Origin of the sequence: Pseudomonas parasichuanensis (assembly GCF_021601385.1) — a bacterium.
Taxonomy (GTDB): domain Bacteria; phylum Pseudomonadota; class Gammaproteobacteria; order Pseudomonadales; family Pseudomonadaceae; genus Aquipseudomonas; species Aquipseudomonas parasichuanensis.
Map to the genome: position 1 here is coordinate 96,187 of NZ_BQHO01000015.1, position 26,349 is coordinate 122,535.

Below are 26,349 nucleotides of genomic sequence, written 5' to 3' on the forward strand. Positions count from 1 at the left end.
GACCTGCTCATCAAGCCGTGCGCAAATACTCCACCAACCTGATCAGCATCGCATCACACCCATGCAACTGCTCCACGCTGACGAACTCATCCGGCTTGTGCCCCTGGTCCATGCTCCCTGGCCCACATACCACGGTAGGGATGCCGGCCTGGTCGAACAGACCACCCTCGGTGCCGAACGCCACCGTACCGAAGTCATCAGACCCACTGAGCAGCGCCACCAGCCGCGCCGCCTCGCTGTCGGCCGGCGTCGCCAACCCCGGATACGCGCTCAACGGCTTCAGGCGAATGTCACTGCCGGCACTCACCGCCCGCATGCGCGGCAACAACACGGCCTCGGCATAGGTCTGCAAACGGTCAGCCACTGCCTGCGCCTCGAACCCCGGCAAGGCCCGCACCTCGAAATCGAATTCGCACTCCTCGGGCACGATGTTCAACGCCCGACCGCCCTTGATCACCCCGGTCTGTACCGTGGAGAACGGCGGGTCGAAGCGCTCGTCATGCTGCTCGGGCCGCGCCAGCTCGTCACCGATTTCACCCAGCTTGCCGATCAGCCGCGCGGCATACTCGATCGCATTGACCCCATAGGGCGCATACGCCGAATGGCAGGCCGCGCCATGCACCTGGCAACGCATGGCCAGCTTGCCCTTGTGGCCCAGCACCGGCTTGAGCTCGGTGGGCTCGCCAATCAGGCACAGCCGCGGCTTGTGTGGCCGCTGCTGCAGTGCCTCGAGCATCGAGCGCACGCCCAGGCAACCGACTTCCTCGTCATAGGAGAACGCCAGGTGCACCGGCAGCTTCAACGGTTGCGCCAGGAAGGCCGGTACCGCCGCCAACACCGAAGCGATGTAGCCCTTCATGTCGGCGGTGCCGCGACCATACAGCCGGCCATCACGCTCGGTCAGCTGAAAGGGCTCGACGGTCCACGCCTGGCCGTCCACCGGCACCACGTCGGTGTGCCCGGACAACACCACGCCGCCGCGATCGGTCGGGCCAATAGTGGCGAACAGGTTGGCCTTGGTGCCCTCCTCATTGAGGAACAGCTCGCTGTCGACCCCAAGCCCGGCCAAATAGTCGCGGATAAAACCGATCAGCTCCAGGTTCGAATCACGGCTGACGGTGGCGAACCCCACCAGCCGCGCCAGCAAGGCCTGGCTGGACGACTCATTCATCGCCCGGCACTCCGTAGCTCGGCGCAACGGTGGGGTTGAGTGCGCGGGTCACGTAGTCCTGCATCTGCGGGCGATAGGCCTGCCACAGCTGGTCCAGCTCGCCGATCGGGTCCTGCTCGGCCCAGTCCACGCGCAGATCAACCAGTGGCCAGGTCAGCTCGCCGGCAATCTTCAGCGCCGCCGAATGCACAGGCCCCGCCTCGCCTCCGGCGGCCATGGCCGCGTGCATCGCTGCCAGCAGGCGGTCAGCCAGGTGGCCGCCGGCCTGTTCAAAGGCGACGACCATTGCCTCGATCACGGCCTGGGACGACAACAGGTTGCCCGCCGCCGCGCATTGTTCACCGGCTACCGCGTTGTGCACGCCCAGGGCCTCCTTGCCGGTGAACAGCGCCACCTGGCCTTGGCTGTCGATCACCGTGACCTGGCGGAACTCGCTCCAGCCGTTGGCGCTGAGCACCTGGTCCAGCACGGCGGCAGGTGGTAGCTGGCCCTGTTCGAGGGCATCGAGGATCTGCGGGCCGAGCGCAGGCAAGGTGATGTTCTGGGTCGCGACTGCGCCCACACCGGCACGCACCCAGGGGCAGCGCGCGCCCACGGCGATGCTCGACGAACTGATGGCGATGCCGACCTGGCCGGTGTCCTGGCAGCGGCCAATGATGGAAAAGGTCATGGGTGCAGCTCCTGTCTGGGTTTGCCTGCATTCTCGGCAAGCCCTGGCAGGTGCGAAACGAGCATTTTCTTAGGTATTGCACAGGAAAAAACTATCGAAGGACCGTTGTAGGAGCGGCCCAGCACCCCTTCGCCAATTTATCGGCAAGCCCCAGCTAAATACTATTTTCGCGATTTACCCACCATCCCTAGTCTGGCCCCAGGCAACGGCGGTCCTCCCAACCGACCTCAACAACAACCGCCTGAACAAGGGCTCGGACATGACACTGAACAATTACCAAATCGACACCCTCGTGGTCGGCGCCGGCCAGGCCGGCGTGGCCATGAGTGAACACCTGAGCAAGCTTGGCGTGCCGCACCTGGTGCTGGAGCGCAACCGCATCGCCGAGGCCTGGCGCACCGGCCGCTGGGACTCGCTGGTGGCCAACGGGCCAGTCTGGCACGACCGCTTCCCGGGCCTGGAGTTCGACCTCGACGCCGATGCCTTCGCCGGCAAGGATCAGGTCGCCGACTACTTCGAGCAGTACGTACGCAAGTACAACCTGCCGGTACGCACCGGCGTGGAAGTGAAGCAAGTAACGCGCAACGCCGACCGCCCGGGCTTCACCATCGAAACCAACCAAGGCGTGATCCACGCCAACCGCGTGGTGGCCGCCACCGGCCCGTTCCAGAAGCCAGTGATTCCGGCCATCGCGCCAAAGGATGAACGCCTGCACCAGATCCACTCGGCCGCCTACTTCAACCCCGAGCAACTGCCCGAAGGCGCGGTGCTGGTGGTCGGCGCCGGCTCCTCGGGCGTGCAGATCGCCGAAGAACTGATGCGCGCCGGGCGTCAGGTCTACCTGTCGGTGGGCGCCCACGACCGCCCGCCGCGCAGCTACCGCAACCGCGACTTCTGCTGGTGGCTGGGCGTGCTCGGTGAGTGGGACGCGGAAATCGCCAAGCCCGGCCGCGAACACGTGACCATCGCCGTGTCCGGCGCCCGTGGCGGCCACACCGTTGACTTCCGCGCCCTCGCCCACCAGGGCATGACCCTGGTCGGCCTGACCCAGTCGTTCGAAGGTGGCGTGGCGCGCTTCCAGGACAACCTGGCCGACAACATCAACCGTGGCGACGAAAACTACCTGGCCCTGCTGGACGCCGCCGACGCCTACATCGAGCGCAACGGCCTCGACCTGCCGCTGGAGCCCGAAGCCCGCAAGCGCCTGCCCGACCCGGACTGCGTCAGCAACCCGCTGCGCGAACTGGACCTGGCCAAGGCCAATGTCACCAGCATCATCTGGGCCACCGGTTATGGCGTGGACTTCAGCTGGCTGCAGGTGGACGCCTTCGACGCCAACGGCAAGCCCCAGCACCAGCGCGGCGTATCGAAAGAGCCGGGCGTGTACTTCCTTGGCCTGCCCTGGCTGTCGCGCCGTGGCTCGTCGTTCATCTGGGGCGTATGGCACGACGCCAAGCACGTCGCCGGCCATATCGCCACCCAACGCACCTACCTGGCCTACCGCGATCGCGACCAGCGCGCCGCGCAAGAGCAGGACACCTCGATCAACAACGTCAGCACCCTCGGAGCCCACTGATGCCAACCCATACCCGCATCCGCATGTTCAACACCAAGGTCACCTACCCTAACCAGACCCTGGACAACGACCTGTGCCAGGCGGTCCGCGCCGGTAACACCATCTACGTGCGCGGCCAGGTCGGCACCGACTTCGAAGGCCGGCTGGTCGGCCTGGGCGACCCACGGGCCCAGGCCGAGCAGGCGATGAAGAACGTCAAGCAGCTGCTTGAAGAGGCCGGCTCGGACCTGTCGCACATCGTCAAGACCACTACCTACATCACCGACCCACGCTTCCGCGAGCCGGTGTACAAGGAGGTTGGCAAGTGGCTCAAGGGCGTGTTCCCGATTTCCACCGGGCTGGTGGTGGCGGGCCTGGCCCAGGCTGAATGGCTGATGGAGATCGATGTGATTGCGGTGGTGCCGGATCAGGTTTGATCCTTTGACAATGTCGGGGGCGCTTTGCGCCCCTTTCGCGGGCAAGCCCGCTCCCACAGGTAGGGCGCAGCCTTCGGGTTTGGCGCCATCCTGTGGGAGCGGGCTTGCCCGCGAAGCGTTTTAGAGCTTGGCCAGCTCTTCCCGGCAAAACTCCACGAACAGCTGCGCCGGCTTGGTCAACTGCACCCGTTTCAGGTGCGCCGCGGCCAGCCCCGACAGTGTCACCGGCTCGGCGATGTCCAGCATCACCAGGCGCTGACCGTCGTAGGTGAACTCGGTATGCGGCCGGGTCACCAGCAGCGAAAAACCGAAGCCCTGCCCCACCATCCCACGCACCATCTCGATCGACGGCGAACTGAAGACGATGTTCGGGGTAAGCCCCAGTTCGTTGAACAGGCTGACGAAGTAGGTACGGCTGGGCGCCACGTCGAGCAGGATCATCGGCTCCGGGCACAGGTCGCGCAGCGACACCTGGGCCTGGCTGGCAAAACGGTGTTTCTCCGGCAACAGCACGTAGGGTTTCTGCGGCGGCATCAGCGGCTCGGCTTCGATGGTGCCGTCCAGGTCATGGTCGTAGAGAAACGCCAGGTCGAAGGTGCCGGCGGTCAGGCCCTGGATCAGCTCCTGCTGCTCGCCGTCGCGCAGGCGGATGTCCACCCCGGGGTAACGCGCGCGAAAACCGGCGATCAGCCGTGGCAGGTACAGCGGCGCCACCGTCTCGAAACAGCCGATGTCGATGTGCCCGGCCACCGTGTCGTTGTCGGCCAGGGCGTTCTGCTCGAATTCATGGGCCATCTGCAGCAAGGCCCGGGTTTTGGCGTAGAAGCGCTTGCCGCTGGGGGTCAGCGACACGCCTTGGGCGTGGTGGCGGATGAACAGCTGCACGCCAAAGCTCTCTTCCAGGCTCTTGATCGCCGTGGAGATGGACGGTTGGGCGATATAGAGCTGACGCGAGGCTTCGGCGACGCTGCCGGCCTCCACCGTGGTGACGAAATACTTGAGTTGACGCAAGGTATAGGCGGCCATGGGCACCTCTGTGGCGCCGTGAACGGCGCGCGGGAATTTTTCCCACAAGCTTACCCCGGAGGCGGCCTGCCGGGCGCTGCGCGCATGCAAGGATTTGCCTGGGGGTTGAGCATATTTTGCGTGGCGTGCCCCGCGGGGCACGCCGGTTCAACGCTCAGCCCCTGACCCCAAGCATCCCGCGCTCGACAATGAAGTCGATCACCGCTTGCAAGCCCTCGCCTTTTTTCAGGTTGCTGAAGGTCCACGGCCGCTCGGGGCGCATGCGGTGGGTGTCGCGTTCCATCACCTCAAGCGAAGCCCCCACGTAGGGCGCAAGGTCAGTCTTGTTGATCACCAGGAAGTCCGATTTGGTGATGCCCGGCCCGCCCTTGCGCGGGATCTTCTCGCCTTCGGCGACATCGATCACGTAGATGGTCAGGTCGGCCAGCTCCGGGCTGAAGGTGGCGCTGAGGTTGTCGCCGCCGCTCTCGACGAAGATCACTTCCAGGTTGCCGAACTTGCGCGCCAGCGCTTCCACGGCCGCCAGGTTCATCGAGGCATCCTCGCGGATCGCGGTATGCGGGCAGCCTCCGGTTTCCACGCCGACGATGCGTTCGGGTTCCAGGGCGCCGGCCTCGGTGAGGATGCGCTGGTCTTCCTTGGTGTAGATATCGTTGGTCACCACGGCGATCTGGTAGTGATCGCGCATGGCCTTGCACAGGCATTCGAGCAGCGCGGTCTTGCCGGAACCGACCGGGCCGCCGACACCGACACGCAGGGGTTGCTGGTAGTTTTCCATCTAGGCAGTCCTCAGGAACGGAACAAACGGGTGTATTGGGTTTCGTGGCGTGACGAGGCGATGGCCAGCAGTGGCAGGCCACCGCCGAGCTGGTCGTCGTCCAGCATCAGGGCCTGATCGAGTACCGCGGGCAATGCCTCGCCCAGATCGCGCAGCAGGGTCTGCGCCGCCTGCTGGCCGAACGGCACCAGCTTGACCCCGGCCATCACCGCGCCCTCCAGCCAGGCAAAGCCAAGGCCGAGGGCGAGCTGGCGCAGCGGGATCGACCAGTGCGCACCCAGCCAGGCCATGCCACCGAGCTGGCTGAGCTCAAGGCTGGGCCGCCAGGCCGGGGCCTGGCCCAGCTGCCAGCCATCGAGCAGGCGCGCCAGGGCGCTGCCGCGCTGCTGCTCTTCCAGGCGCAGTTCGGCGGTTTCGCGGTTGGCCAGCAGAAAGCGGCTCCAGTGCGCGAACGCTTCGGCGTCGCCCGCCTGGCAGGCGTGGTACAGGCGCGCCAACAGCGGCCAGTCGAGGTAGCCGAGGGTGTCGTACAGCTGTTCACGCTGCCAGGCGGCGAAGCTTGCGGTATCGCGCACCCAGCCGCCTTCGACCGCCCACTCCAGGCCCTGTGAGTAGGTAAAGCCCCCCACCGGCAGGCCGGGGCTGGCCAGCTGCAGCAGGCGCAGCAGCGCCAGGTCGCTGTTCATCAACCAGCCAACACCAGCGCGGCACCGGCCAGCAAGCCACCGCCAAAGGCCTTCTGCAGGCCGGCATGACGACGCAGCAGGCAACCGACGGCAAAGCCTGCGGCCAGCAACAGACCGCTGACGGTGACAAAGCCGGCGCTGAACTGCCAGAACGCGCTGGGCGTGGCCTCGACGCCGTGGGCCCAGCCATGGAACAGGGCGAACACCGGCATGATCAGCGACAGCAGCAACTGGCGGCTGGGCAGCAGCATGGCGGCGGCAGCCACCAGCAGGGAGCCGAGGATCATCTGCTCCATGCCCACCACATCACCGAACAGATGGCCGCACACCGCGCCGCCGAACATCGCCGCCAGGGTGGCCAGCGGCAGGGCCAGGGTGCGGCCGGTCAGCGCGGCGAGCACGCCGGTGCCGAGCAGCATCAGCAAATGATCGAGGCCGGTCAGCGGGTGCAGCAGGCCGTCCTGCAGCGGGTTGGCGTCGTGGCCTGGGTGGGCGAAGGCCGGCAGGGCCACCATCAGCAACATCAGGGCGAAAGTCTTTTTCATTGTCAGCTCCAGGGTTCAGGAATGGGCTTGCAGGCGCACGAACGGATGGTCGTGGGCATGGCTGTGGCTATGGCTGTGCGGTGCGCTCTGGTAGGCGCCGGCCTCGGGCTCGAACGGCGCCTGCTCGGCCGTAACCGTCAACCCCAGGCCACGCAGCATGTCGTCGAGCACATGGTCGTGCTGGAAACGCAGCAAGCCCGGCTCGATCTGCAACGGCACGTGGCGGTTGCCCAGGTGGTAGGCGGCGCGCGCCAGCAGGTGCGGGTCGCTGCAACGCACGGTCGATACCGCTTCGGGCGCGGCGAGCACACGGATCACCTGGCCGCCTTCGGCATCGGCGAGCAGCTCGCCGCCGCGCAGCAGGTGGCCGCGTTCGAGCATCAAGCCGGCTTCGCGGCCGTCGTCGAGGGTCACGCGCAGGCGGCTCTTGATGCGGCTGTCGACAGTCAGGGTGACGCTGCCGGTCACCGTTTCGGCGTCGGCAAGCCGACGGGTGAGAACGATCATGTTCACTCCTTCAAAACAGGAAATAACGCTGGGCCAGCGGCAGTTCGCTGGCCGGCTCGCACACCAGAAGCTCGCCGTCGGCGCGCACCTGGTAGGTCTGCGCATCCACTTCGATCACCGGTTGCAGGGTGTTGTGGACCATGTGCGCCTTGCGCACCTGGCGGCAGCCGTGGGCCACGCCGATCAGGCTGTGCAGCTTGAGCTCCTCGGGCAGCCCACGGTCCATGGCCGCCTGGGACAGGAAGGTCATGCGCGTGGCATGCCGCGCCGCACCCAGGGCGCCGAACATCGGCCGGTAGTGCACCGGCTGCGGCGTGGGGATCGAGCCGTTGATGTCGCCCATGGGCGCCGTGACGATCATGCCGCCCTTGATCACCAGCGCCGGCTTGACCGCGAAGAACGCCGGCGCCCACAGCACCAGGTCGGCCAGCTTGCCCACCTCCACCGAGCCGACCTCATGGCCGATGCCATGGGTCAGCGCCGGGTTGAGGGTGTACTTGGCGATGTAGCGCTTGACCCGGAAGTTGTCGCTGTAGCTGCTGTCCGGCGCCAGCGGGCCGCGGCGCAGCTTCATCTGGTGCGCCACCTGCCAGGTACGCAGCACCACCTCGCCGACCCGGCCCATGGCCTGGGAGTCGGACGAGGTCATGGCGAAAGCGCCCATGTCGTGGAGGATGTCCTCGGCGGCGATGGTCTCGCGGCGGATGCGCGATTCGGCGAAGGCCACGTCCTCGGCGATGCTCGGGTCCAGGTGGTGGCAGACCATCAGCATGTCCAGGTGCTCGTCGACCGTATTGACGGTGTACGGCAGGGTCGGGTTGGTCGACGACGGCAGCACGTTGGCCTGCCCCGCCGCGCGGATGATGTCCGGGGCATGGCCACCACCGGCGCCTTCGGTATGGAAGGTGTGGATGGTGCGGTCACCGATGGCGGCCAGGGTGTCCTCGATGCAGCCGGACTCGTTCAAGGTGTCGGTGTGGATCGCCACCTGGATGTCCATCTCCTCGGCCACGCCCAGGCAGCAGTCGATCGCCGCCGGGGTCGAGCCCCAGTCCTCGTGCAGCTTGAGGCCCACCGCACCCGCGGCGATCTGCTCGCGCAGCGCTTCGGGGCGCGAGGCGTTGCCCTTGCCCAGCAGGCCGATATTGATCGGCAGGCTGTCGGCGGCCTGGAGCATGCGCGCCAGGTACCAGGGCCCCGGGGTGCAGGTGGTGGCGTTGGTGCCGGTGGCCGGCCCGGTGCCACCACCGATGAAGGTGGTGACGCCGCTGGTCAACGCCTCCTCCACCTGCTGCGGGCAGATGAAATGAATGTGCGAGTCGATGCCGCCGGCGGTGACGATCTTGCCCTCGGCGGCGATCACCTCGGTGCCAGGCCCCACCGGCACGGTCACGCCGGGCTGCACATCGGGGTTGCCCGCCTTGCCGATGGCGGCGATGCGCCCGTGCTTGACGCCGATATCGGCCTTGACGATGCCCCAGTGGTCGATGATCAGCGCATTGGTCAACACCAGGTCCATCGCCTCGGCCGCCAGCATCTGGCCTTGGCCCATGCCATCGCGGATCACCTTGCCGCCGCCGAACTTGACCTCTTCGCCGTAGACCGTGAAGTCTTTCTCCACCTCCACCCACAGTGCGGTGTCGGCCAGGCGCACGCGGTCGCCGACGGTGGGGCCGAACATGTCGGCGTAGGCCCGACGGGAAATACGGCTCATGCCTTGTTCTCCAGCGCGCCCATCACCTTGCCCTGGAAGCCATACACCTCACGTTTGCCGGCATAGGCCACCAGCTGCACGGTGCGCGCCTGGCCCGGCTCGAAGCGCACCGCGGTGCCGGCCGGGATATCCAGGCGAAAGCCCAGGGCTGGCGCGCGTTCGAACACCAAGCAGTCGTTGACTTCATAGAAGTGGTAATGCGAACCGACCTGCACCGGGCGGTCGCCATGGTTGGCCACGCTCACACTGACCGTGGAGCGGCCGACGTTGAGCTCGATGTCGCCAGCGGCGACCTGGATTTCTCCGGGGATCATGGGCTGCACCTCAGACAATGGGGTCATGCACGGTCACCAGCTTCGTGCCGTCGGGGAATGTGGCTTCGACCTGGACGTCGTGGAGCATCTCTGGCACGCCATCCATCACCTGTTCGCGCGCCAGCACCTCACGGCCCAGGCTCATCAGTTCGGCTACGGTGCGGCCATCGCGGGCGCCTTCGAGCACCGCCGCGCTGATCAGCGCCACGGCCTCCGGGTAGTTGAGCTTCAGGCCACGGGCCAGGCGCCGTTCGGCCAGCAAGGCGGCGGTGAACAGCAGCAGTTTGTCTTTCTCTCTTGGGGTCAGCTCCATGGCGGCTCTCTTCAAGTTGCCCAGATGCGCGGCGGGCACGGCGCCAGGCCGAGCACGGCCGGGCGCAGCAGGTGCCAGAGGCGCTGCAGGTGGTGTTGCAGGTGTTGGTTGTCGTGGTCGAGCAGGCGGATCACCAGCAACTGCCCGAGCAGGGTCGCGCCGGCTGGCGTGGGCAGTTCGTCGAGCAGTGCGCGCACCTGCTCCAGTACCTGTCCGTCCGCAGGCGCTGCGCAGAAGGTGGCGAGCAGCGGGTGGCCGCCGAGCTTGTCCAGGCGCCCGCCATCGATGCGCAGGCGCTCGTGCAGGCCGGGGTCGTCGGGCAGTTCGATGCGCAGGCGGCTGTCGAGGGCGCCCTGCTCGAACCGTTCGTTCATCACCGGGCGGCCCAGGCACAGGGTCTCCCAGGCCAGCAGGCGGGCGCCGGGTTCCAGGGTGAAACGGCTGTCGAGGCGGGCGCGGGCGCCGTTGAAGAAAATGCTGTCCTGGGGCAGCCACTCCAGGGTGCTGCCGGCCGCCAGGTGAAAGCGCTGCGCCAGCCGCGCGGTCGGGCCGATGCTGCGGTAGAACTTGCTGGCGCCGGGCATGGTCAGCAGCGCATGGCTGCCCGCTTCAAGGTGAATGTCCAGCTCCAGGCGGTCACCGGCGACGATGCCGCCGGGCGGGTGCAGCACATAAACGTGGCACGGGGCGCCCTCGGGGTAGAACGGCCGCTGCACCAAAAGAGGTCCGGCGTGGCGACGCGCACCAAGGCGGGTCACGCCTTCGCGTTTGACGAAGCGCAACTGCAGGTGCGCGCTCCAGCCCGCCTGCTCGTCGTGTGCCGTGTGCGGCTCCGGCAAGGACATCCTAAACCCCCGTCATCCGTGGCCTGGGCCGCTCTGGCGTGGCGATTCGAGCGCCATGCCAGGGCGTCTGCCTGACCAATCGATCAAAATTCTTGAACGGGATGTTGCAGGTTGCAGGCCAAGTAATCAGATGAATCCGAATGAATTTTCCTACGATGTATTCAATCGACGCTGCCACGGGCCTCGCCCTGCGCAAATGCGGGGCAAACACGCGCCCTCAAGCGGTGCCGACGGCGTTACACTGGCGCCCCAGGAAAACGCACAGCACAGGAGTTCCGATGCAATTCGCCCCCGCCATCCCCATCCTGCGAATCTTCTCGGTCGACAAGGCCCGGGAGTTCTACCTGGACTTCCTCGGTTTCACCCTCGATTGGGAGCATCGCTTCGCCCCGGACCTGCCGCTGTACATGCAGATCCACCGCGACGGGCTGATCCTGCACCTCTCCGAACACCACGGCGACGCCACCCCCGGCTCGGCGATTTTCGCCCGGGTCGAAGACCTCAAGGCCCTGGAGCAGGAACTGCTGGCCAAGCAGTACGGCTACTCCCGCCCACACGCCGAAAAGGTCGACTGGGGCCTGGAAATGACCATTGCCGACCCGTTCGGCAATCGCCTGCGTTTCTGCCAGCAGATCGACGACGCCTGATGGCCGGCAACAAACGCGCGCTGGCGCGCCTGGAACGGGAAATGGTCGCCTGCCTCACCGAGGCCTGCGCCATCGCCCAGGCCGAGATCGTCGGCTTTGCCTGGCTCACCCACCAGGTCGACCTCGACGACTTCCCCGCCAGCCTGCGCATCACCTGGGTGTTCACTGACGACACGGCCAAGGCCGATGCCCTGGCCGGTGCGGCCAAGGCACGGATACTGGCGCTGACCACCCAGGCGCTGGCCGAGGCCGGTGTGCAGCTGGACCATGTGGCGTGGCATGTGCGCTATGACAGTGAAGAAGCTTGCTGGCGTGACCAGGGTGGGGACTGGAATCGGCGGCTGCGCTGACTACGCATGCAGGCTGTCGGGTGCCTGCCGAGGTTATTGCAGCGCCTATGAGATCGAGCGCCGCGCGGGCGGCGCTCGATCTTGAGGGCGCTGCAAAAACACCGACGAACACCTGGTGGCCTTCACTCAATATCCCGGCAAGGATCCAGTGGCCCAACTCAAATCCCGAACCAACCCAGAACCAAGCCGCCGCCCAGCCGTGCGCCCGGCCAATTCGTGACTGGCCGTTTCCGATCCGCGCCGGATGTATTAAGGTGGCGTGGTGCGCATATAACAGCAGCCCGCCGTGTTCGGGCTTTGAGCTATGAGGGTGTCATGAGCAACGCAAGCATTAACTGGGACAAGCTGGGCTTCGACTACATCAAGACCGACAAGCGTTACCTGTCCGTATGGCGTAACGGCGAGTGGGACAAGGGCACCCTGACCGACGACAACGTGCTGCACATCAGTGAAGGCTCCACCGCCCTGCACTATGGCCAGCAGTGCTTCGAGGGCCTGAAGGCCTACCGTTGCAAGGACGGTTCGATCAACCTGTTCCGCCCCGACCAGAACGCCGCGCGCATGCAGCGCAGCTGCGCCCGCCTGCTGATGCCGCACGTGCCCACCGACGTGTTCATCGAGGCCTGCAAGCAAGTGGTCAAGGCCAACGAGCACTTCGTTCCGCCGCACGGCAAGGGTGCCCTGTACCTGCGCCCGTTCGTGATCGGCACCGGTGACAACATCGGCGTACGCACCGCGCCCGAGTTCATCTTCTCGATCTTCGCCATTCCGGTGGGTTCGTACTTCAAGGGCGGCATGAAGCCGCACAACTTCCAGATTTCCAGCTTCGACCGTGCCGCCCCCCAGGGCACCGGCGCAGCCAAGGTCGGTGGCAACTATGCCGCCAGCCTGCAACCAGGTGCCGAAGCGAAGAAAGCCAACTTCGCCGACGCCATCTACCTGGACCCGCTGACCCACACCAAGATCGAAGAGGTCGGTTCGGCCAACTTCTTCGGCATCACCGCCAACAACGAGTTCGTCACCCCGAAATCGGCCTCGGTACTGCCGGGTATCACCCGCCTGTCGCTGATGGAACTGGCGCAATCGCGCCTGGGCCTGACCGTGATCGAAGGCGATGTCGAGATCAACAAGCTCGACCGTTTCATCGAAGCTGGCGCCTGCGGCACCGCCGCGGTGATCACACCGATCGGCGGCATCGAGTACAACGGCAAGCTGCACGTGTTCCACGACCTGGAGAAGGTCGGCCCGGTCACCCAGAAGCTCTACAACGAGCTGACCGGCATCCAGAGCGGTGACGTCGAGGCACCGGCTGGCTGGATCGTCAAGGTCGCCTGATCCGGCGCTTTGACATGAACGGGGCAGGCCAGCGATGGCCTGCCCCGTTTTCGTTTCTACGCACATCCGGCAACAATCTGTAGGCATTTCCCGCACCAAGCAGTGAACCTGCCTACAAAAAAACGGTCTTTCGCTGACGGTCAATTCACCCGACCGGATCGCCGGCCCAGTCATCGGGCCTTCTTTTGCCCTGTATCAGCGAAGACCACCATGCCAGACAAGCAGCCCGCCACCTCCGCCCGCCCCGCCCTGCGCGGCGGCCTGATCGCCGCCCTGATCGCCCTCGCCGCCCCGGTACACGCCGAAGAGCCGGCCAGTGATGCGCGCTGGGTCAGCGACAGCCTGAGCACCTACGTGCGCAGTGGCCCCACCGATGGCCATCGGATCGTCGGTTCGCTCAAATCCGGGCAAAAAGTCAGCCTGGTGACCAGCCAGGGTAACTACAGCCAGGTGCGCGGCCAGAGCGGCGACCTGGTGTGGATCCTCAGCAGTGACCTGCAGGCGCTGCCGGGCCAGAGCGAGCGCCTGCCGCAGCTCGATCAGCAGGTGGCCGACCTGTCCGGCCAGTTGAAAACCATCGACGACGGCTGGAAAAGCCGCGTGCAGGGCATGCAGGAGACCCTGGATTCGCGAAAGGCGCTGATCGACGAACTGGAAACCCGCAACAAGGGGCTGAACGAGCAGCTCGCCGAGGCTCAGTCGACCCTGCGCGACACTCAGGCGCGGCTGGGGGATGAGAACAAGCAGGTGATGATGCGCTACATGGTGTATGGCGGCAGCATTGCCGGTGCCGGGTTGCTGCTGGGGTTGATCCTGCCGGCACTGACCCGCGGGCGTAAGCGTAACGACCGGTGGTTCTGATAGAGACGAGAGCAGAACTCGCTTAGGCGGCGGATACCCTGTGGGAGCGGGTTCACCCGCGAAGCAGGCGACTCGGTTATGGCACCGGCTTTGCCGGTGTTCGCGGATAAACCCGCTCCCACAGGCCCCTGCTAACTCAATGAGTTAGTGTTTCCTTGTGTCGCGAAAAGGCTGCGCAGCAGCCCCCAGCCGCCTCAAGCCGAACGGTTGGTCACGCCAAAAGGCACATGCACCGACGGCACCACGGTACTGGTGCTCTTCAAATGCCCGGACTGATCATCGAAGAAGATGTGCGGCTTGAGCACCTGCAGTACCCGGCGTTTCTCGATGCCACCAAGGAAGAACGCATCGTTGGCCATCACCCCCCAGCTCTTCAAGGTATTCAACGCCCGCTCATGGGACGGCGCGTTGCGCGCAGTGACGATCGACACCCGCAGGCGGTTCTCGTAACCGGGGTGGTCAAGCTTGAACCGCTCCTCCGCCGCCTGGATCCGCGCGATGCGCACGAAGAACTCCTTCAGCGGCCCGGGGTTGTGCGGCTGGGTCTTGTTCAGCACCTCGTGGGCATGGAAGCTGCCCAACCCGCCGGACTGCATCACCGCCTCCGACTCGTCCCCGGCCAGCACGCCATCGAAGTCGAAGGCGATGCGCAGGTTGTCGTCGCTTTCATCGTCATCGAACTGCGAGTCGAGCACCTGCCCGGCCGGGTAACCGGCCTGGATCGCCGCGTCCACATGCTGCTTGTCGGCGGACAGGAACAGCGCGATGTTCAGTGCCGGAATGTATTCATAAGGCGAGCGGCCCTGGGTGAAGATCGCCCGGGTCATGTTCAGCCCGTAATGGCCGATGGTCTTCATCACCCTCAGACCGGTGTCAGGGTCGTTCTGCGACAGCAGCACCACCTCCACCAGCGGGTCCTCCGGGTCATCGCGCAGGTCATTGAGCGCTAGCAGCCGCTTGATGAATGGGTAGGCGATGCCCTTGCCCAGCGGCACATCCAGGTGCTGCTCCTGGTACTTGCGGTACTGCGCCTCGCCGTCGCGGCGGAACACCGCATCGGCTTCGCTAAGGTCGAACACCGCGCTTGACGCGACGCCAATCACCAGGCGGTCGTCCAGTTCGAAGGGCATGCTGGGTTCCTTGTCTTGTAGGGCAGATGTTCAGGCGTCGCTGCGCCCCTGCAGGCGCGACGACCAGTCTTCGACCTGGCGTTGCGCCAGGCGCTTTTCCAACGTGCGCCGCCAGTTCGGCACCAGCGGCAGCGCCAGGCATTGCTGCAACAACTCAGGCTCCAGGCATTTGTCGAACAGCACCGCCGACAGACGCGCCACCGACCACTGGCCATGGGGACGCTCGACCAGCTGCAGGGTGTCGCCCGCCTGCACCACGCCCTCCTCCACAACCCGGTAGTACCAGCCGGTGCGCCCGCTCTGCTGCACCCGCAGGGCCATCTGCGCCACATCGAAACGGTCGTTGAGTTTCCAGCACGGCATGCGCCCCTGGGAGATTTCCAGCAAGGCAGTGCCAACACGGATGCGGTCGCCCAGGCAAACATCGGCCTCGGTCCAGCCGGTGCTGCTGAAGTTTTCACCGAAGGCGCCGGGCTGCGCCAGCAGCGGATGCTCGCCCAGCTCGGCGGCCCACTCGGCGTAATGCTCACGGGGGTAGTGATGAATGGCTTTCTCGACCCCGCCGTGTACGCGCAGGTCACCCTGTTCGTCACCCGCGATACCGAGCGCGGTCACCTGCAAGGCACCCTGGCGGGGGTGCTTGTCGATAGCACTATGGGAGCCTGGGCGGGTGAAGGGCCGGGCGATACCGGTGAGCAGGCTGTCGAGGCGCGGGCTGGGCGGGATCATGGGGAGCTCTCGTGAGATGACTCAAGCGAGCTTACACGAGACCCCGCGCCCTCCCAAAGGCTCCTGGCTACTTGCCGCGCGCTTTGTTGTAGATGGTCTTGGCACGGTCGGCCGAGGCCTGACACTTCGCCATGTCACCACTGGCCTTGGCGGCCTTGGCCTCCTTGAGCAGCTCATGGTAGTCGTGCGCCATGCCGCCATGCAGCGCCTGGCCATCGGTTTTGCTGATGTACTCCAGGTCATTGATCTTGGCATCACAGTTGGTCGCCGCGCTGTCCTCGGCCTGTGCGGCAAAACTCAGTACCGAGGCAATCACTAGCAGTGTCATGGATTTCATGGAGCGTTCTCCTGGGAAATAACCGGACTGCTGAAAGGTCGGCGGCACAACGCGCCGACGCAGCGACAAGAATAGTGCTGCAACGCACGCCCTGCGCGGCCTTCAGCCAAACGGCAGAGGCCGCTCGCTTACCAGGAAATCAATGAACACGCGCACCTTCAATGGCATGTGCCTGGCCTGAGGGTAAACCAGCATGAAGGGCCGCGTGGTGCCGCCGAAATCCGCCAGCACCTCCACCAGCTCACCGCTGTCCAGGGCGTCCTGCACGGTGAACCGGTAGGCCTGCATCAGGCCGCCGCCGTGGCGCACCAAGGTGCTGGTGGCAAGGAAGTCGCCCAGGCAGGTGAAGGCGCCCTGGGTATCCAGCTCGATCAACTGCCCATCGCGCTGGAAGCTCCACGGCGGGCGGCGGCCACTGCTGGGCATCTCGAACTGGATGCAGTCGTGCCCGGTCAGGTCATCCGGCGTCTGCGGCACACCCGCCCGAGCCAGGTAGCCCGGGGTGGCGACGATCACCAGCTCGGCGTCTTCCAGGCGCCGGGCCACCAGCCGCGAATCGGCCGGGGCGCGGCCGCGGATGGCCAGGTCGAACTGCTCCTCGGCGAAATCGACATTGCGGTTGCTGACGTGCACATCCACCAACACCTGCGGATAGCGTTCGCGAAAGCGCGGCATCAGCGGCAGCAGGCGGTGGTGGGCGTAGGGCGTCGGCGCGCTGATGCGCAGCCGGCCGCTGGGCTCGAGCTGCCCACCCGCCACCTGCCGCTCGGCCTCCACCAGTTGCCCCAGGGCCTGGCGGCATTGCTGGTAGTAGGCTTGCCCGGCCTCGGACAGGCGCATCTGCCGGGTGGTACGCACGAACAGGCGCACCCCCAGGCGCTCTTCCAGGCGCGCCACCGAACGGCTCACGGCGGCGGGCGTGACACCGGCCTGCGTGGCCGCCTCGGTGAAACTGCCGGCATCGGCGGCAAGGCAGAACAGCTCCAGGCTGCCCAGTTGCAGGTCATCGAAATGGCGGGTCATGGCGGCTCGATTAATTACACGGTGTATCGATTGAAATGCCATGCGCCTCATTTTTCAAGCGAGCGTTGCAACTTACAGTGATTCCACACCGAGCCTCGGCTCACCCAACTGGAGATCACACCATGAGCAACCCACGCACCGTCATCATCACCGGCGCATCCAGCGGCCTGGGCTTCGCCCTCGCCCAGGCCTTCCTCGAACGCGGCGACAACGTGGTCGGCAACGCCCGTAGCCAGGCGCGCCTGGACGCCGCCGCCGCGCAGTTGGGCAACCCGGCCGGGTTCGTCGGCGTGGCCGGCGACATCGCCGAAAAAGCCACCGCCGAGCGCCTGTTCGCCACCGCGCTGGAGGCCTTTGGCCGGGTGGATATCCTGGTCAACAATGCCGGCATCTTCATCCCCAAGCCTGTGGTGGACTACAGCGAAGCCGACGTCGATGCGATGGTCGGTACCAACCTCAAAGGTTTCTTCTACCCTTCCCAGGCCGCCGCACGGGTCATGCAGCAACAAGGGCACGGGCACATCATCGCCATCACCGCCTCGATCGCCCTGCAACCCGATACCCGGGTGCCGGCGCTGCTGCCTGTGCTGGTCAAGGGCGGCCTCAACCAGGCGGTCAAGGGCCTGGCCCTGGAACTGGCGGGCAGCGGCGTGCAGGTCAACGCCGTGGCCCCGGGGATCATCGACACCCCGTTGCACAGCGGCCATGTCGAAGGCCTGGGCGCACTGTCGCCGAGCGGCCGTACCGGCACACCGCAGGATGTGGTGGGCGCCGTGCTGTACCTGACCGACGCACGCTTCGTCAGCGGCGTCATCCTGCCCGTCGACGGTGGCAGCACCGCCGGCACCTGGCACTGAACAACCAGAGGATCGCACCATGCCCTATGTCCATATCCGCGTCACCGATGAAGGCGTCAGCGCCGACCATAAACGCCAGTTGATCGAAGGCACCACGCGACTGTTGCAGGAGGTACTGGGCAAACCGCCGGCCAGCACCTTCGTGGTGATCGAGGAGGTGCCCACCGACAACTGGGGGGTGGGCGGCGAGACCGTCACAGCGGTGAGGCAGCGTGAGCGGGGCTGAAGGCTGAAGCCTGGGTTACTGGCGCAGTTTGTCCAGCGCCTCCAGCACATGCGCCGTCGCCCGCTCCACCTCACCTTCGCGGCAGGCGATGCCCAACTGCCGCCATAACCCCGGCCGCAACGGCCGCCGTGCAATACGCGGGTCATGCTGCTGCATTTCGCCCTCCTGGGGCAGCAGCGTGGCCCCGTAGCCCGCCGCCACCAGGCTCTTGATCGCGTCGTTGTAGTTCAGCTCGATACGCGCATCTGGGTAGAGCCCGGCAGCCGCGAACCACTCGGCGGTCACCCGTGACAACTGGGTGGTGCTGTCGTTGAGGATCAGCGCGCGCCCGGCCAACCAGGCTGGGGTGACCCGCGCCGGCGGGCGCCAGTCTGCGGGCACGTAGGCCATGATCGGGTCACGCCGCCAGGGCGTCAGTTTCAAGCCTTTGCCCGCCACTTGCGGCAGCGCGACCAGGCCTATGTCCAAGCTACCCTCGCGCAACCGCGCCAATGAAGCCTGCGAGGTAAGCACCTGAACCTGCACATCGATGCCCGGATGGTCTACCCGCAACGTTTCAAGAGCCTGCGGCAGCAAATGGGCGATGGCACCCGTCGAGGCCCCTAGCCGCACCCGGCCAGTCAGGCCCTCGACCTGGCGGCGCACCTCTTCCAGCGCCTGGTCGGCGTCGGCCAGCAGCCGTCGGGCGCGGGCCAACAGGGTTTCACCGATGGCGGTCGGCCGTACCTGGCCACGGGTGCGGGTAAGCAAGGGCGCGCCGATGCGGGCTTCAAGCTCGGCCACATGCAGGCTGATGGTTGGCGGCGCCAGGCTGAGCTGGCGGGCGGCGTCGGCGAACGAGCCGTGCTCGGCAATTACCACCAGGGTGCGCAGGCGGTCGAGGCTGATTTCTCGCATGATCTTGATCATTCAGAATTACTGAAGTTAGCGATCATGATATTCAAATTTTCTTTCGTCCAGCCGCAGGCGAGCATAGGCCCACTCCCCTTTCATCCGGATACCCCTCATGCACCAGCCCCTCGTTTTCATCGACGGAGACCAAGGCACCACCGGCCTGCAGATCCACGCGCGCCTGCACGGCCGCCAAGACCTGCGCCTGCTCACCCTGCCCGAGGCCGAGCGCAAGGACCCCGCGCGCCGCAGCGAGGCGATCAACAGCGCCGACATCGCCCTGCTGTGCCTGCCCGATGACGCCGCCCGCGACGCCGTGGCGACGCTGCGCAACCCGGCGGTGCGGGTGATCGATGCCAGCTCCGCGCACCGCACCACACCAGGCTGGGTGTATGGCCTGCCGGAACTGGACGAGCACCAGGCCGAGCGCATCGCCGCCAGCACCCGTATCAGCAACCCTGGCTGCTACCCCACCGGCGCCATCGCCCTGCTGCACCCACTGGTCAAGGCCGGGCTGCTGCCTGCGGACTACCCGCTGAGCATCCATGCCATTTCCGGCTACAGCGGCGGTGGCCGCGCAGCGGTCGAGCGCCATGAACAGCCCACCGACGGCTACCTGCCAACCTTGCAGTTGTACGGCCTGGAACTGGCGCACAAGCATGTGCCGGAAATCCAGCAGCACGCAGGGCTTAGCGCCCGTCCGCTGTTCGTGCCCGGCTACGGTGCCTATCGCCAGGGCATCGTGCTGAGCATCCCGCTGCAACTGCGGTTGCTGCCAGGCGTCACCGCGCAGCAACTGCAGGCTTGCCTGGAACAGCACTACCAGGGCGCCCGCCACGTGCAGGTGATGCCCTTGCACCTGGAAGGCCCAGCCCTGGCGCTGGACCCGCAGGCGCTGAACGACAGCAATGACCTGCGCCTGGCGCTGTACGCCAACCCCGGGCACGGCCAGGTATTGCTGACCGCGGTATTCGACAACCTCGGCAAGGGCGCCTCGGGCGCCGCGGTGCAGAACCTCGACCTGCTGCTGGCAGGGTTTTAGGCCGCCTGGCAAGGCTGCGCCTTGCATCGCCGGCAAGCCGGCTCCCACAGGGATTACGCCGCCCCCTGTGGGAGCTGGCTTGCCAGCGATGAGGCCAGCACAGGTTGCACGCGCCCAGACGGCGCGCCCCATAGCAGGTAGAATGGCCGCTCCGTATCGTTCCACCCGGAGCCCTGCCCGCGATGTTCATCCTCCGCCGCCTCGACGGCGTGCCGCCCGAATCCTTCCAGAACCAGATCCGCCAGCTGGTGATCGACCATGTCGGCCAGCTCAGCAGCGTCGCCATCAGCCCGGCCAACCCGCTGTACCCGCTGTACCAATACGGCGTCGGCCTTGAGGTGCACCAGTACCTGATGGCCCTGGACGGTACCCGTGGCCTGGCCGTAGAGCTGGCCCTGGCGCTGGATGCCGACGCCCCGGACCAGTTGCTCGGCTTTGCCCTGGCGCTGCCGGCCCAGGACGATGCCCAGGCCTGCAGCCTGGCGTTCCTTGCCGTGCACCAGGACCATCGTCGTCAGGGCATCGCTCGCGCGCTGCTGGATGACCTGCGCAGCCGCTATGCCTGCGTCGAGTTGAGCGCCTTCGCCGAGCAGGTGCCGTGGTTCGAGGCCATGGGCTTGCAGGTGATTGCCAGCGCCGGGCCGCAGGTGCTGATGAGCAGCACCGGGCGTGCCAGCGGGGCGTTGATCGGGCGGTTGGACATTGCGCCGATCTACCAGACGGTCGAGGTGATGCAGATCCATACCTACCTGCTCAACCAGAACGGGGAAGACGTGATGATGGAGGCGGAGCAATCGCGCGATGAGCGGCTGGATGAGTTGGCGGCACAGGCCAAGGAATGTGTGAGGCAGCGGCTGATGCGGCATTGAGGTAGAACGCTGGGGCTGCTTCGCAGCCCTATCGCGGCACAAGGCCGCTCCTACAGGAGATCGCGTTTCCCTGTAGGAGCGGCCTTGTGCCGCGATAGGGGCGCGAAGCGCCCCCGGCATTCTTCAGGCATGCACCCACCGCCGATGCAGGCCACGGGCCAGCGCATCAAGCATGAACCCCAACACCCCGATCAACAGCACCATGGCCATCAGCTCGGAATACGCCAGCCGGTCGCGGGTATCGAGGATGAAATACCCCAGCCCCGCACTGACCCCGAGCATCTCGCACGGCACCAGCACGATCCACAAAATGCCAATGGCCAGGCGCACGCCGGTCAGCACATGACCGATCACCCCCGGCACTATCACCTTGCACAGGGTTTCCCAACGTGTGGCGCTCAAGCTGCGCGAGAGCTGCAACCAGCGCGGATCGAGCTGGCGCACCCCGGCGGCGGTGTTGAGCAGGATCGGCCACAACGCGGCGAAGGCCAGCAGGAAGTAGATCGGCTGGTCGCCCACGCCCATCAGCATCACCACCACCGGCATCCACGACAGCGGCGAGATCATCCGCAAAAACTGAAACGCTGGCGTGGTCGCCGCCTCCAGGTGCCGGTAGCTACCCACCAGCAACCCAAGCGGCACGCCGATCAACAGCGCCAGCAACAGGCCGATCAGGATGCGCTTGAGGCTCACCCAGATATGCCCATACACCTCGCCCTGCCCCAGCAACTCCACCAGGCTCGCCAGGGTGGCCTGGGGCGAGAAGCGCGCCGACAAGCCGTCGGCCGCACCGAACACCTGCACCCCCGCCCACCACAGCAACAGCAGCAGCGCCAGGCCCATAAGGCCCAGGGCGCCATGTACGACATGCCTTTGCATCAGACCGCGAACTCCTCGCTGCGCTGGAAGTTCTCGGCAATGCCGAAGGTCGCCGGGCCGCCCACCGCTGCGATGGCGTTGCGCACGAAGCGGTCGTCGACCAGGTCGCGGGCGACGTGCGCGGGGTCGAGCCCGGCGAGGAAGCCGTTCTCGCCTTCGATCAGGGTGCCCTTCAGGCGCTTGACCAGTTCCTCGGTGTAGCTGGGGTATGGGTACGGCTGGAAGTCGATGCGTTTTTCATCCCACTGCTGGTGCTGGATCGCACCACTGGCGATGTAGCCGGCACGGTCCTCGGCAACAGGCGCCAGCACCTTGGTCAGCACTGCGGGTTCGTGCGGGGTGTACTTGTTGGGGCCGGCCTTGGACAACAGCGCCGCGGCTTCGGCGCGGTGCTCGCGGGTCCATTGCTGGGCCTTGACGATGGCGTTGACCATCTTCTGCGACCACTCCGGGCGGTTGTTGAGGTCGTGCTCGTGCATGAACACCACACAGCAGGCGTGGTTGCGCCACACGTCACCGGTAAAGCGCTGCACGCGGCCGACCTTGAGGTTCTCGGCCAGGGCGTTGAACGGTTCGGCGACGATGTAGCCGGCGATGCGCTTGCTGGCCAGGGCCGGCGGCATGTCCGACGGCGGCAGCACCAGCAGGTTGACCTCGTTGGCGGCCAGCTGCGCGCTGGCCGGTTTCGACACTGGCGTGAGGCCGTTGTCGTTGAGCATCTGTTGCAGCACCACGTTGTGGATCGAATACCAGAACGGGATGGCCACGGTCTTGCCGCCGAGCTGCTTCATTTCGGTGATGTCCGGGGCCACGGTCAGGCCCGAGCCACCGACATGGTTCCACGCCACCACCTTGGCCGGTACCTTGCTGCCATAGCGGGCCCACACGGTCATTGGCGACAACAGGTGGATCACGTTGACCTGGCCGGAAATGAACGCCTCGATCACCTGGGCCCAGCTGCGCAGCAGCACCGGGCGCTCGGCCTTGATGCCTTCGGCCTCGAACAGGCCATTGTTATGCGCCACCAGCAAGGGCGTGGCGTCGGTGATCGGCAGGTAGCCGATGCGCACCGGCGCGTCAGGCTCGGCGGCGGCGCGCGCCTGCAGGCTGGCCAGCAGCGGTACGGCACCCGCGGCGGTGAGCATGGCGCTCAGTTTGAGAAAGTCGCGACGGGACGTGGTGGAGCAGCAGTCATCCATGCACATGGACAGCCTCCGAGGGCAAGGGGGATGGGGTGGGTTCGGCTGTGCGGCTTGCCCGCCGAAGGGTTTTGAGGATCTCGATACGCAACGCGCCCAGTTCCTCGACCCGCTGCGCCCTTGGCTGCGGCAGGTCGATGCGCCATTGGCCGAGGGTGCGCGCCGGGTGGTTGCCCAGTAGCAGCACGCGATCGGACAGCAGCAAGGCTTCGTCGATGTCGTGGGTGATCAGTACGGCAGCGGTGTTGTGGGTAATGATCAGTTGCAGCAACAGTTGCTGCATGTCGGCGCGGGTCACTTCGTCCAGCGCGCCGAATGGCTCGTCCAGCAGCAGCACCTCCGGCTGACGTGCCAGGCAGCGGGCCAGCGCGGTGCGCTGGGCCATGCCGCCGGACAACTGTGCCGGGTACTGGCTGCGGGCATGGCTCAGGCCCACCGCAGCGATGGCGTGGTCGATACGCGCGCGGCGCTCGCTGGCGGCCAGCTTGGGTTGGCGGGCGAAGTCGAGGCCGAAGGCGACGTTCTTTTCCAGGCTCAGCCAGGGCAGCAGGCTGGGGTCCTGGAACGCTACCGCCAGGCGCGGCTGTGGGCCCTGCAGGGCCTCGCCGTGCAGGGTCACGCTGCCACCACGGGGCTGCTGCAGGCCGGCCAGCACCCGCAGCAGGCTCGATTTACCGACCCCGCTGGGGCCGAGGATGGTCACCACTTCGCCCGGCACCAGCGCCAGGTCGAACTGCTCCAGCACAGGCTGCCAGCCGCCCTCGCGCGGGTAACCCAGGCTGATGTCGCGGGCGTCGAGAAGCACGTCGGTCATGCAGCGTTCGCCTGGCGTTGCAGTTCGGCGCGCAGCTGCACCAGGCTCGGTGTGACGATCGGCACGAACGCCGACTCGCGCCAGCGGCGCGCGAAGCTTTCGCCATAGGCGGTGAGGTAAGCCTTGCCACCGCTGGCCTGCAGCTCCAGTTGCACGGCATCGGCAGCGCTTTCGGCGAGGGTAATACGCAGCTTGAACAACGCGGCGGGCTGTTGGAGGAAGCGGCCATCGAGCAGGCCCTGCTTGAGTTCGCCGACGGTGTTCTCCAGGCGCTCCTTGAGCACCTGGCGCGCTTCTTCGAGGAACGAAGCACGGCCGTGCAGGTGCTCCTGCACTTCCTCCAGGGCACGTCGTGCCAGGCCGATGGCCATGCCGCACTGCAGGGCGAGGAAGGCCGGGCGTACCTTGGGCAGGAATTCACGGGCGTTGTCGTGCAGCAGCCAGTCACGGGCCAGCGGCACCTGATGAAAAGCCAGCGCAGCGGTGTTACTCGACTGCAGGCCCATCAACTGCAGGTCGTCGGAGCGCTCCAGGCCTTGGGCATCGGAGGGGATGGCCAGTACGAACGGCGCCCCGCCAGCATCGTCCTCGATGGCTGCAGCCACCACGAAACCGCTCTTGCGCAGGTTGGTCACCCAGTGCAGCCGGCCTTCCAGGTTCCAGCCATCGGCTGCGGGCCGCCCGCGTACCTGTAGCGCCTCGATGCCGGAGAGGAACTTCATGGCATTGGAAAGCCCCGTGGCGCCGGCCAGTTCACCCTTGAGCAACGCCGGCAACAGGCGTTCGCGCAGGGCCTGGTTAGGGCTTTGCAGCAGGTATTCGATGAAGGCACGCTGGCCCCAGCAGACGAAGGCCGCCGCCAGAGAACGGTTGGCGATGGCGGCAATGGCTTCGACCGCCTCGGTGACATCACCGCCCGCGCCGCCGAGGGCGGGGTCGACGCCAATGCGCAGCAGCTGCGATTCGGCGATGTGCGCCAGTACCAGGTGCGGGTCGCACTGGCCCTGGTCGATGGTCTCGGCGTTGGCATCCAGCCATTGACGAAAAGCGCTATCAAGCATGTCCCTACTCCTTTGGTGCGCCGGACACGCCGGCATCGGGCGGTTTAGGCCGAAGGCTGCCAGCGGTATTTGCTCAGCTCGTCATTGAGCGGCGTCTGGGCGAACACATTAGCAAAGTTGCACAGGGTTGCGAGGCTCACGCCCAGAATCACTTCCAGGGCGTTGCCCTCGGTGAAACCGGCCTCGCGGAAGGCCTGGTAGGTCGCATCGCCAACGTTGCCGCGGGTGGCAATGACTTCACGGGCGAACTCGGCCAGGGCTTCGTAACGCGCGTCGGGCAGCTCGCCACGGGCACGCAGGGCATCCACTACCGGCTGCGGCAGCTTGGCCTTGTTCAGCGCCACGGCAGTGTGGCCGGCGACGCAGAAGTCGCAGCCATGCTGGGTGGCGGCGATCAGCTGCACCACTTCGCGCTCGGCCAGGGTCAGCTCGGCCTTGCCGTTAAGTGCCGAGACGGTGACGTAGGTTTCCAGCGCGGCCGGGGCATTGGCCAGCACGCCCAGCAGGTTGGGGATGAAACCGGAGTTCTTCTGTGCGTTTTCGAGGAACGGACGTGCGGCTTCCGGGGCGGTCTGCAGGCTGTGTAGAGTGATGCGCGCGGACATGGAGTGATCTCCTTTGATGTAGGTCGCTACAGTCTGTTGGTTATAAGAAGTAGCATCCATATTCATCAGTCGCCTTTCCTTGCTCCTGAGTCCTTGCATTAGATGATTTCGTCCAGCCACCTTGTCGATTGGTTATTAGAAGGCCTCGAGCTTGACGCCAGCCTGTTCCATGTCGGGCGCTATTGCGGCGGCTGGCACGCCAGCACCCAGGGCATGGGCCGGGCCAGCTTTCACTTGGTGGTGCAGGGGCATTGCTGGCTGCATGTGGACGGCCATGCCGAGCCCGTGCGGCTTGAGTGTGGTGATGCGGTGTTTCTGCTGCGTGACCTGGCGTATCGCTTATCGGGTGACGAGGACGTTACCCACGCCTGCGCACAGCCGCGCCGGGCCATGCAGGCGCTGGACCTGCAGGCCGACGATGGCGTGGGGCTGGTCTGTGGCTTCTTTCATTTCCAGACGGGCTTGTCGTCGCTGATCGTCGAGGGGCTGGCGGACTGGATCCTGCTGCGCGCCAGTGATCCGGCCGGCAGCGCGGCGCGTGCGCTGTTTGGCCTGATTCTCGACGAGTGTCGGCGGGCGCCGCAGCCGTCGCAGACCGTGCTCGAACGGCTCACGCACTTGCTATTCCTTTATGTGCTGCGCCAACAGGTGAACACTGGCCAGTCGCTTGGCGGGTTGGTCGCCCTCGCCCGCCAGCCGGCGTTTGCCGGGCTGCTGGAACGCTTGATAGAGGATCCGGGGCAGGCCTGGACGCTGGAGAGCATGGCGACTTGTGCGGGGCTGTCGCGCTCGGCGTTCTTCAAGCGCTTCAATGAGCTGGCCGGGCAGTCGCCGGGGCAGGTGCTGCTGGCGCTGCGTATGCGCCAGGCCTGTCAGTTGCTCAAGGCGGGTAATACGGTCGAGCAGGTCGGGGGGCGGGTGGGGTATCAGTCG

At 66.2% G+C, this 26,349-nt stretch carries 32 protein-coding genes; 11 read left to right on the forward strand and 21 right to left on the reverse strand.

Features of this window, described 5'->3' with window-relative positions; all coding sequences use genetic code 11:
- Positions 1 to 10: 10 nt before the first annotated feature.
- Together argE and L6D77_RS14090 are read right to left on the reverse strand one after the other, a co-directional pair.
- Positions 11 to 1,171, reverse strand: coding sequence for an acetylornithine deacetylase (gene argE / locus L6D77_RS14085; protein WP_232885523.1), 1,161 nt, complete (start codon positions 1,169 to 1,171; stop codon positions 11 to 13).
- Complete coding sequence (locus L6D77_RS14090) at positions 1,164 to 1,841, reverse strand: DUF1028 domain-containing protein (protein ID WP_232885522.1); 678 nt, start codon at positions 1,839 to 1,841, stop codon at positions 1,164 to 1,166. The genes argE and L6D77_RS14090 overlap by 8 nt, the downstream gene beginning before the upstream one ends.
- 259 nt (positions 1,842 to 2,100) lie before the next feature.
- Between L6D77_RS14090 and L6D77_RS14095 the strand changes: the two genes are divergently transcribed.
- Entirely contained in the window at positions 2,101 to 3,417 is a 1,317-nt protein-coding gene (locus L6D77_RS14095) for a flavin-containing monooxygenase (protein ID WP_232885521.1), read from the forward strand.
- Positions 3,417 to 3,833, forward strand: a complete 417-nt coding sequence (locus L6D77_RS14100) for a RidA family protein (RefSeq protein WP_232885520.1) — start codon at positions 3,417 to 3,419, stop codon at positions 3,831 to 3,833. Before L6D77_RS14095 ends, L6D77_RS14100 begins: the two co-directional genes overlap by 1 nt.
- A gap of 120 nt (positions 3,834 to 3,953) precedes the next feature.
- Here the strand turns inward: L6D77_RS14100 and L6D77_RS14105 are convergent, their stop codons facing one another.
- The 9 genes from L6D77_RS14105 to L6D77_RS14145 form a co-directional block, all read right to left on the reverse strand.
- Positions 3,954 to 4,859 (reverse strand): LysR family transcriptional regulator, encoded by a 906-nt coding sequence (locus tag L6D77_RS14105; protein WP_232885519.1) that lies wholly within the window; start codon positions 4,857 to 4,859, stop codon positions 3,954 to 3,956.
- 154 nt (positions 4,860 to 5,013) lie between these two features.
- Positions 5,014 to 5,637, reverse strand: a complete 624-nt coding sequence (gene ureG / locus L6D77_RS14110; protein ID WP_232885518.1) for an urease accessory protein UreG — start codon at positions 5,635 to 5,637, stop codon at positions 5,014 to 5,016.
- 11 nt (positions 5,638 to 5,648) lie between these two features.
- Entirely contained in the window at positions 5,649 to 6,323 is a 675-nt protein-coding gene (locus L6D77_RS14115) for an urease accessory protein UreF (protein WP_232885517.1), read from the reverse strand.
- Positions 6,323 to 6,868 carry a HupE/UreJ family protein gene (locus L6D77_RS14120; protein WP_153786423.1) on the reverse strand — a complete coding sequence of 182 codons (546 nt, stop codon included), beginning with the start codon at positions 6,866 to 6,868 and terminating at the stop codon, positions 6,323 to 6,325. Before L6D77_RS14120 ends, L6D77_RS14115 begins: the two co-directional genes overlap by 1 nt.
- Positions 6,869 to 6,883: 15 nt before the next feature.
- The gene (ureE, locus tag L6D77_RS14125; protein ID WP_232885516.1) at positions 6,884 to 7,375 is read right to left on the reverse strand and encodes an urease accessory protein UreE; all 492 of its coding nucleotides are present in this window, start codon (positions 7,373 to 7,375) and stop codon (positions 6,884 to 6,886) included.
- A gap of 10 nt (positions 7,376 to 7,385) precedes the next feature.
- Positions 7,386 to 9,089, reverse strand: coding sequence for an urease subunit alpha (gene ureC / locus L6D77_RS14130; protein WP_232885515.1), 1,704 nt, complete (start codon positions 9,087 to 9,089; stop codon positions 7,386 to 7,388).
- Positions 9,086 to 9,403, reverse strand: coding sequence for an urease subunit beta (locus L6D77_RS14135; RefSeq protein WP_232885526.1), 318 nt, complete (start codon positions 9,401 to 9,403; stop codon positions 9,086 to 9,088). Before L6D77_RS14135 ends, ureC begins: the two co-directional genes overlap by 4 nt.
- 10 nt (positions 9,404 to 9,413) lie before the next feature.
- Positions 9,414 to 9,716 carry an urease subunit gamma gene (locus L6D77_RS14140; RefSeq protein ID WP_232885514.1) on the reverse strand — a complete coding sequence of 101 codons (303 nt, stop codon included), beginning with the start codon at positions 9,714 to 9,716 and terminating at the stop codon, positions 9,414 to 9,416.
- Positions 9,717 to 9,727: 11 nt separating this feature from the next.
- Positions 9,728 to 10,561 (reverse strand): urease accessory protein UreD, encoded by an 834-nt coding sequence (locus L6D77_RS14145; protein WP_232885513.1) that lies wholly within the window; start codon positions 10,559 to 10,561, stop codon positions 9,728 to 9,730.
- A gap of 278 nt (positions 10,562 to 10,839) precedes the next feature.
- Here L6D77_RS14145 and L6D77_RS14150 point away from each other — a divergent pair, with 278 nt between their 5' ends.
- The 4 genes from L6D77_RS14150 to L6D77_RS14165 all read left to right on the forward strand — a co-directional run bounded on the left by L6D77_RS14150 (position 10,840) and on the right by L6D77_RS14165 (position 13,754).
- Positions 10,840 to 11,208 (forward strand): glyoxalase superfamily protein, encoded by a 369-nt coding sequence (locus L6D77_RS14150; protein ID WP_232885512.1) that lies wholly within the window; start codon positions 10,840 to 10,842, stop codon positions 11,206 to 11,208.
- Positions 11,205 to 11,558, forward strand: a complete 354-nt coding sequence (locus L6D77_RS14155; protein WP_232885525.1) for a hypothetical protein — start codon at positions 11,205 to 11,207, stop codon at positions 11,556 to 11,558. Before L6D77_RS14150 ends, L6D77_RS14155 begins: the two co-directional genes overlap by 4 nt.
- A gap of 315 nt (positions 11,559 to 11,873) precedes the next feature.
- Entirely contained in the window at positions 11,874 to 12,893 is a 1,020-nt protein-coding gene (locus L6D77_RS14160) for a branched-chain amino acid aminotransferase (protein ID WP_110992793.1), read from the forward strand.
- A 210-nt stretch (positions 12,894 to 13,103) separates the two neighbouring features.
- A complete protein-coding gene (locus L6D77_RS14165) occupies positions 13,104 to 13,754 on the forward strand; it encodes a TIGR04211 family SH3 domain-containing protein (RefSeq protein WP_232885511.1) in 651 nt (216 codons plus the stop codon).
- A gap of 194 nt (positions 13,755 to 13,948) precedes the next feature.
- Here the strand turns inward: L6D77_RS14165 and L6D77_RS14170 are convergent, their stop codons facing one another.
- The 4 genes from L6D77_RS14170 to L6D77_RS14185 form a co-directional block, all read right to left on the reverse strand.
- Positions 13,949 to 14,884, reverse strand: a complete 936-nt coding sequence (locus L6D77_RS14170; protein ID WP_232885510.1) for a 5'-nucleotidase — start codon at positions 14,882 to 14,884, stop codon at positions 13,949 to 13,951.
- Between the two features lie 30 nt (positions 14,885 to 14,914).
- Positions 14,915 to 15,613: an MOSC domain-containing protein gene (locus L6D77_RS14175; RefSeq protein WP_232885509.1), complete on the reverse strand. Its 699-nt coding sequence runs from the start codon at positions 15,611 to 15,613 to the stop codon at positions 14,915 to 14,917.
- 67 nt (positions 15,614 to 15,680) lie between these two features.
- Positions 15,681 to 15,950, reverse strand: a complete 270-nt coding sequence (locus L6D77_RS14180) for a hypothetical protein (RefSeq protein WP_232885508.1) — start codon at positions 15,948 to 15,950, stop codon at positions 15,681 to 15,683.
- A gap of 102 nt (positions 15,951 to 16,052) precedes the next feature.
- Complete coding sequence (locus L6D77_RS14185; protein WP_232885507.1) at positions 16,053 to 16,973, reverse strand: LysR family transcriptional regulator; 921 nt, start codon at positions 16,971 to 16,973, stop codon at positions 16,053 to 16,055.
- Between the two features lie 122 nt (positions 16,974 to 17,095).
- Here L6D77_RS14185 and L6D77_RS14190 point away from each other — a divergent pair, with 122 nt between their 5' ends.
- Together L6D77_RS14190 and L6D77_RS14195 are read left to right on the forward strand one after the other, a co-directional pair.
- Positions 17,096 to 17,830, forward strand: coding sequence for an SDR family NAD(P)-dependent oxidoreductase (locus L6D77_RS14190; protein ID WP_232885506.1), 735 nt, complete (start codon positions 17,096 to 17,098; stop codon positions 17,828 to 17,830).
- Between the two features lie 19 nt (positions 17,831 to 17,849).
- Entirely contained in the window at positions 17,850 to 18,056 is a 207-nt protein-coding gene (locus L6D77_RS14195; RefSeq protein WP_232885505.1) for a tautomerase family protein, read from the forward strand.
- A 15-nt stretch (positions 18,057 to 18,071) separates the two neighbouring features.
- Here the strand turns inward: L6D77_RS14195 and L6D77_RS14200 are convergent, their stop codons facing one another.
- Positions 18,072 to 18,953 (reverse strand): LysR family transcriptional regulator, encoded by an 882-nt coding sequence (locus tag L6D77_RS14200; protein ID WP_232885524.1) that lies wholly within the window; start codon positions 18,951 to 18,953, stop codon positions 18,072 to 18,074.
- 109 nt (positions 18,954 to 19,062) lie between these two features.
- Between L6D77_RS14200 and argC the strand changes: the two genes are divergently transcribed.
- Both argC and L6D77_RS14210 read left to right on the forward strand, forming a co-directional pair.
- The gene (argC, locus tag L6D77_RS14205) at positions 19,063 to 19,989 is read left to right on the forward strand and encodes an N-acetyl-gamma-glutamyl-phosphate reductase (RefSeq protein WP_232885504.1); all 927 of its coding nucleotides are present in this window, start codon (positions 19,063 to 19,065) and stop codon (positions 19,987 to 19,989) included.
- Between the two features lie 182 nt (positions 19,990 to 20,171).
- Positions 20,172 to 20,858, forward strand: a complete 687-nt coding sequence (locus tag L6D77_RS14210; RefSeq protein WP_232885503.1) for a GNAT family N-acetyltransferase — start codon at positions 20,172 to 20,174, stop codon at positions 20,856 to 20,858.
- Positions 20,859 to 20,981: 123 nt separating this feature from the next.
- On the opposite strand, the gene L6D77_RS14215 is transcribed toward L6D77_RS14210, so the two are convergent.
- The 5 genes from L6D77_RS14215 to L6D77_RS14235 are packed head-to-tail and all read right to left on the reverse strand — an operon-like array spanning position 20,982 to position 25,416.
- Positions 20,982 to 21,737 (reverse strand): ABC transporter permease, encoded by a 756-nt coding sequence (locus tag L6D77_RS14215; protein ID WP_232885502.1) that lies wholly within the window; start codon positions 21,735 to 21,737, stop codon positions 20,982 to 20,984.
- Entirely contained in the window at positions 21,737 to 22,942 is a 1,206-nt protein-coding gene (locus L6D77_RS14220) for an ABC transporter substrate-binding protein (RefSeq protein WP_236170068.1), read from the reverse strand. The genes L6D77_RS14215 and L6D77_RS14220 overlap by 1 nt, the downstream gene beginning before the upstream one ends.
- Complete coding sequence (locus tag L6D77_RS14225; RefSeq protein ID WP_232885500.1) at positions 22,929 to 23,750, reverse strand: ABC transporter ATP-binding protein; 822 nt, start codon at positions 23,748 to 23,750, stop codon at positions 22,929 to 22,931. The genes L6D77_RS14220 and L6D77_RS14225 overlap by 14 nt, the downstream gene beginning before the upstream one ends.
- Positions 23,747 to 24,847 (reverse strand): acyl-CoA dehydrogenase family protein, encoded by a 1,101-nt coding sequence (locus tag L6D77_RS14230; protein WP_269807733.1) that lies wholly within the window; start codon positions 24,845 to 24,847, stop codon positions 23,747 to 23,749. The genes L6D77_RS14225 and L6D77_RS14230 overlap by 4 nt, the downstream gene beginning before the upstream one ends.
- A gap of 8 nt (positions 24,848 to 24,855) precedes the next feature.
- Positions 24,856 to 25,416 (reverse strand): carboxymuconolactone decarboxylase family protein, encoded by a 561-nt coding sequence (locus L6D77_RS14235; RefSeq protein WP_232885498.1) that lies wholly within the window; start codon positions 25,414 to 25,416, stop codon positions 24,856 to 24,858.
- 102 nt (positions 25,417 to 25,518) lie between these two features.
- Between L6D77_RS14235 and L6D77_RS14240 the strand changes: the two genes are divergently transcribed.
- Positions 25,519 to 26,349, forward strand: an 831-nt coding sequence (locus L6D77_RS14240; RefSeq protein WP_236170069.1) for an AraC family transcriptional regulator, incomplete at its 3' end; no start/stop codon positions are given.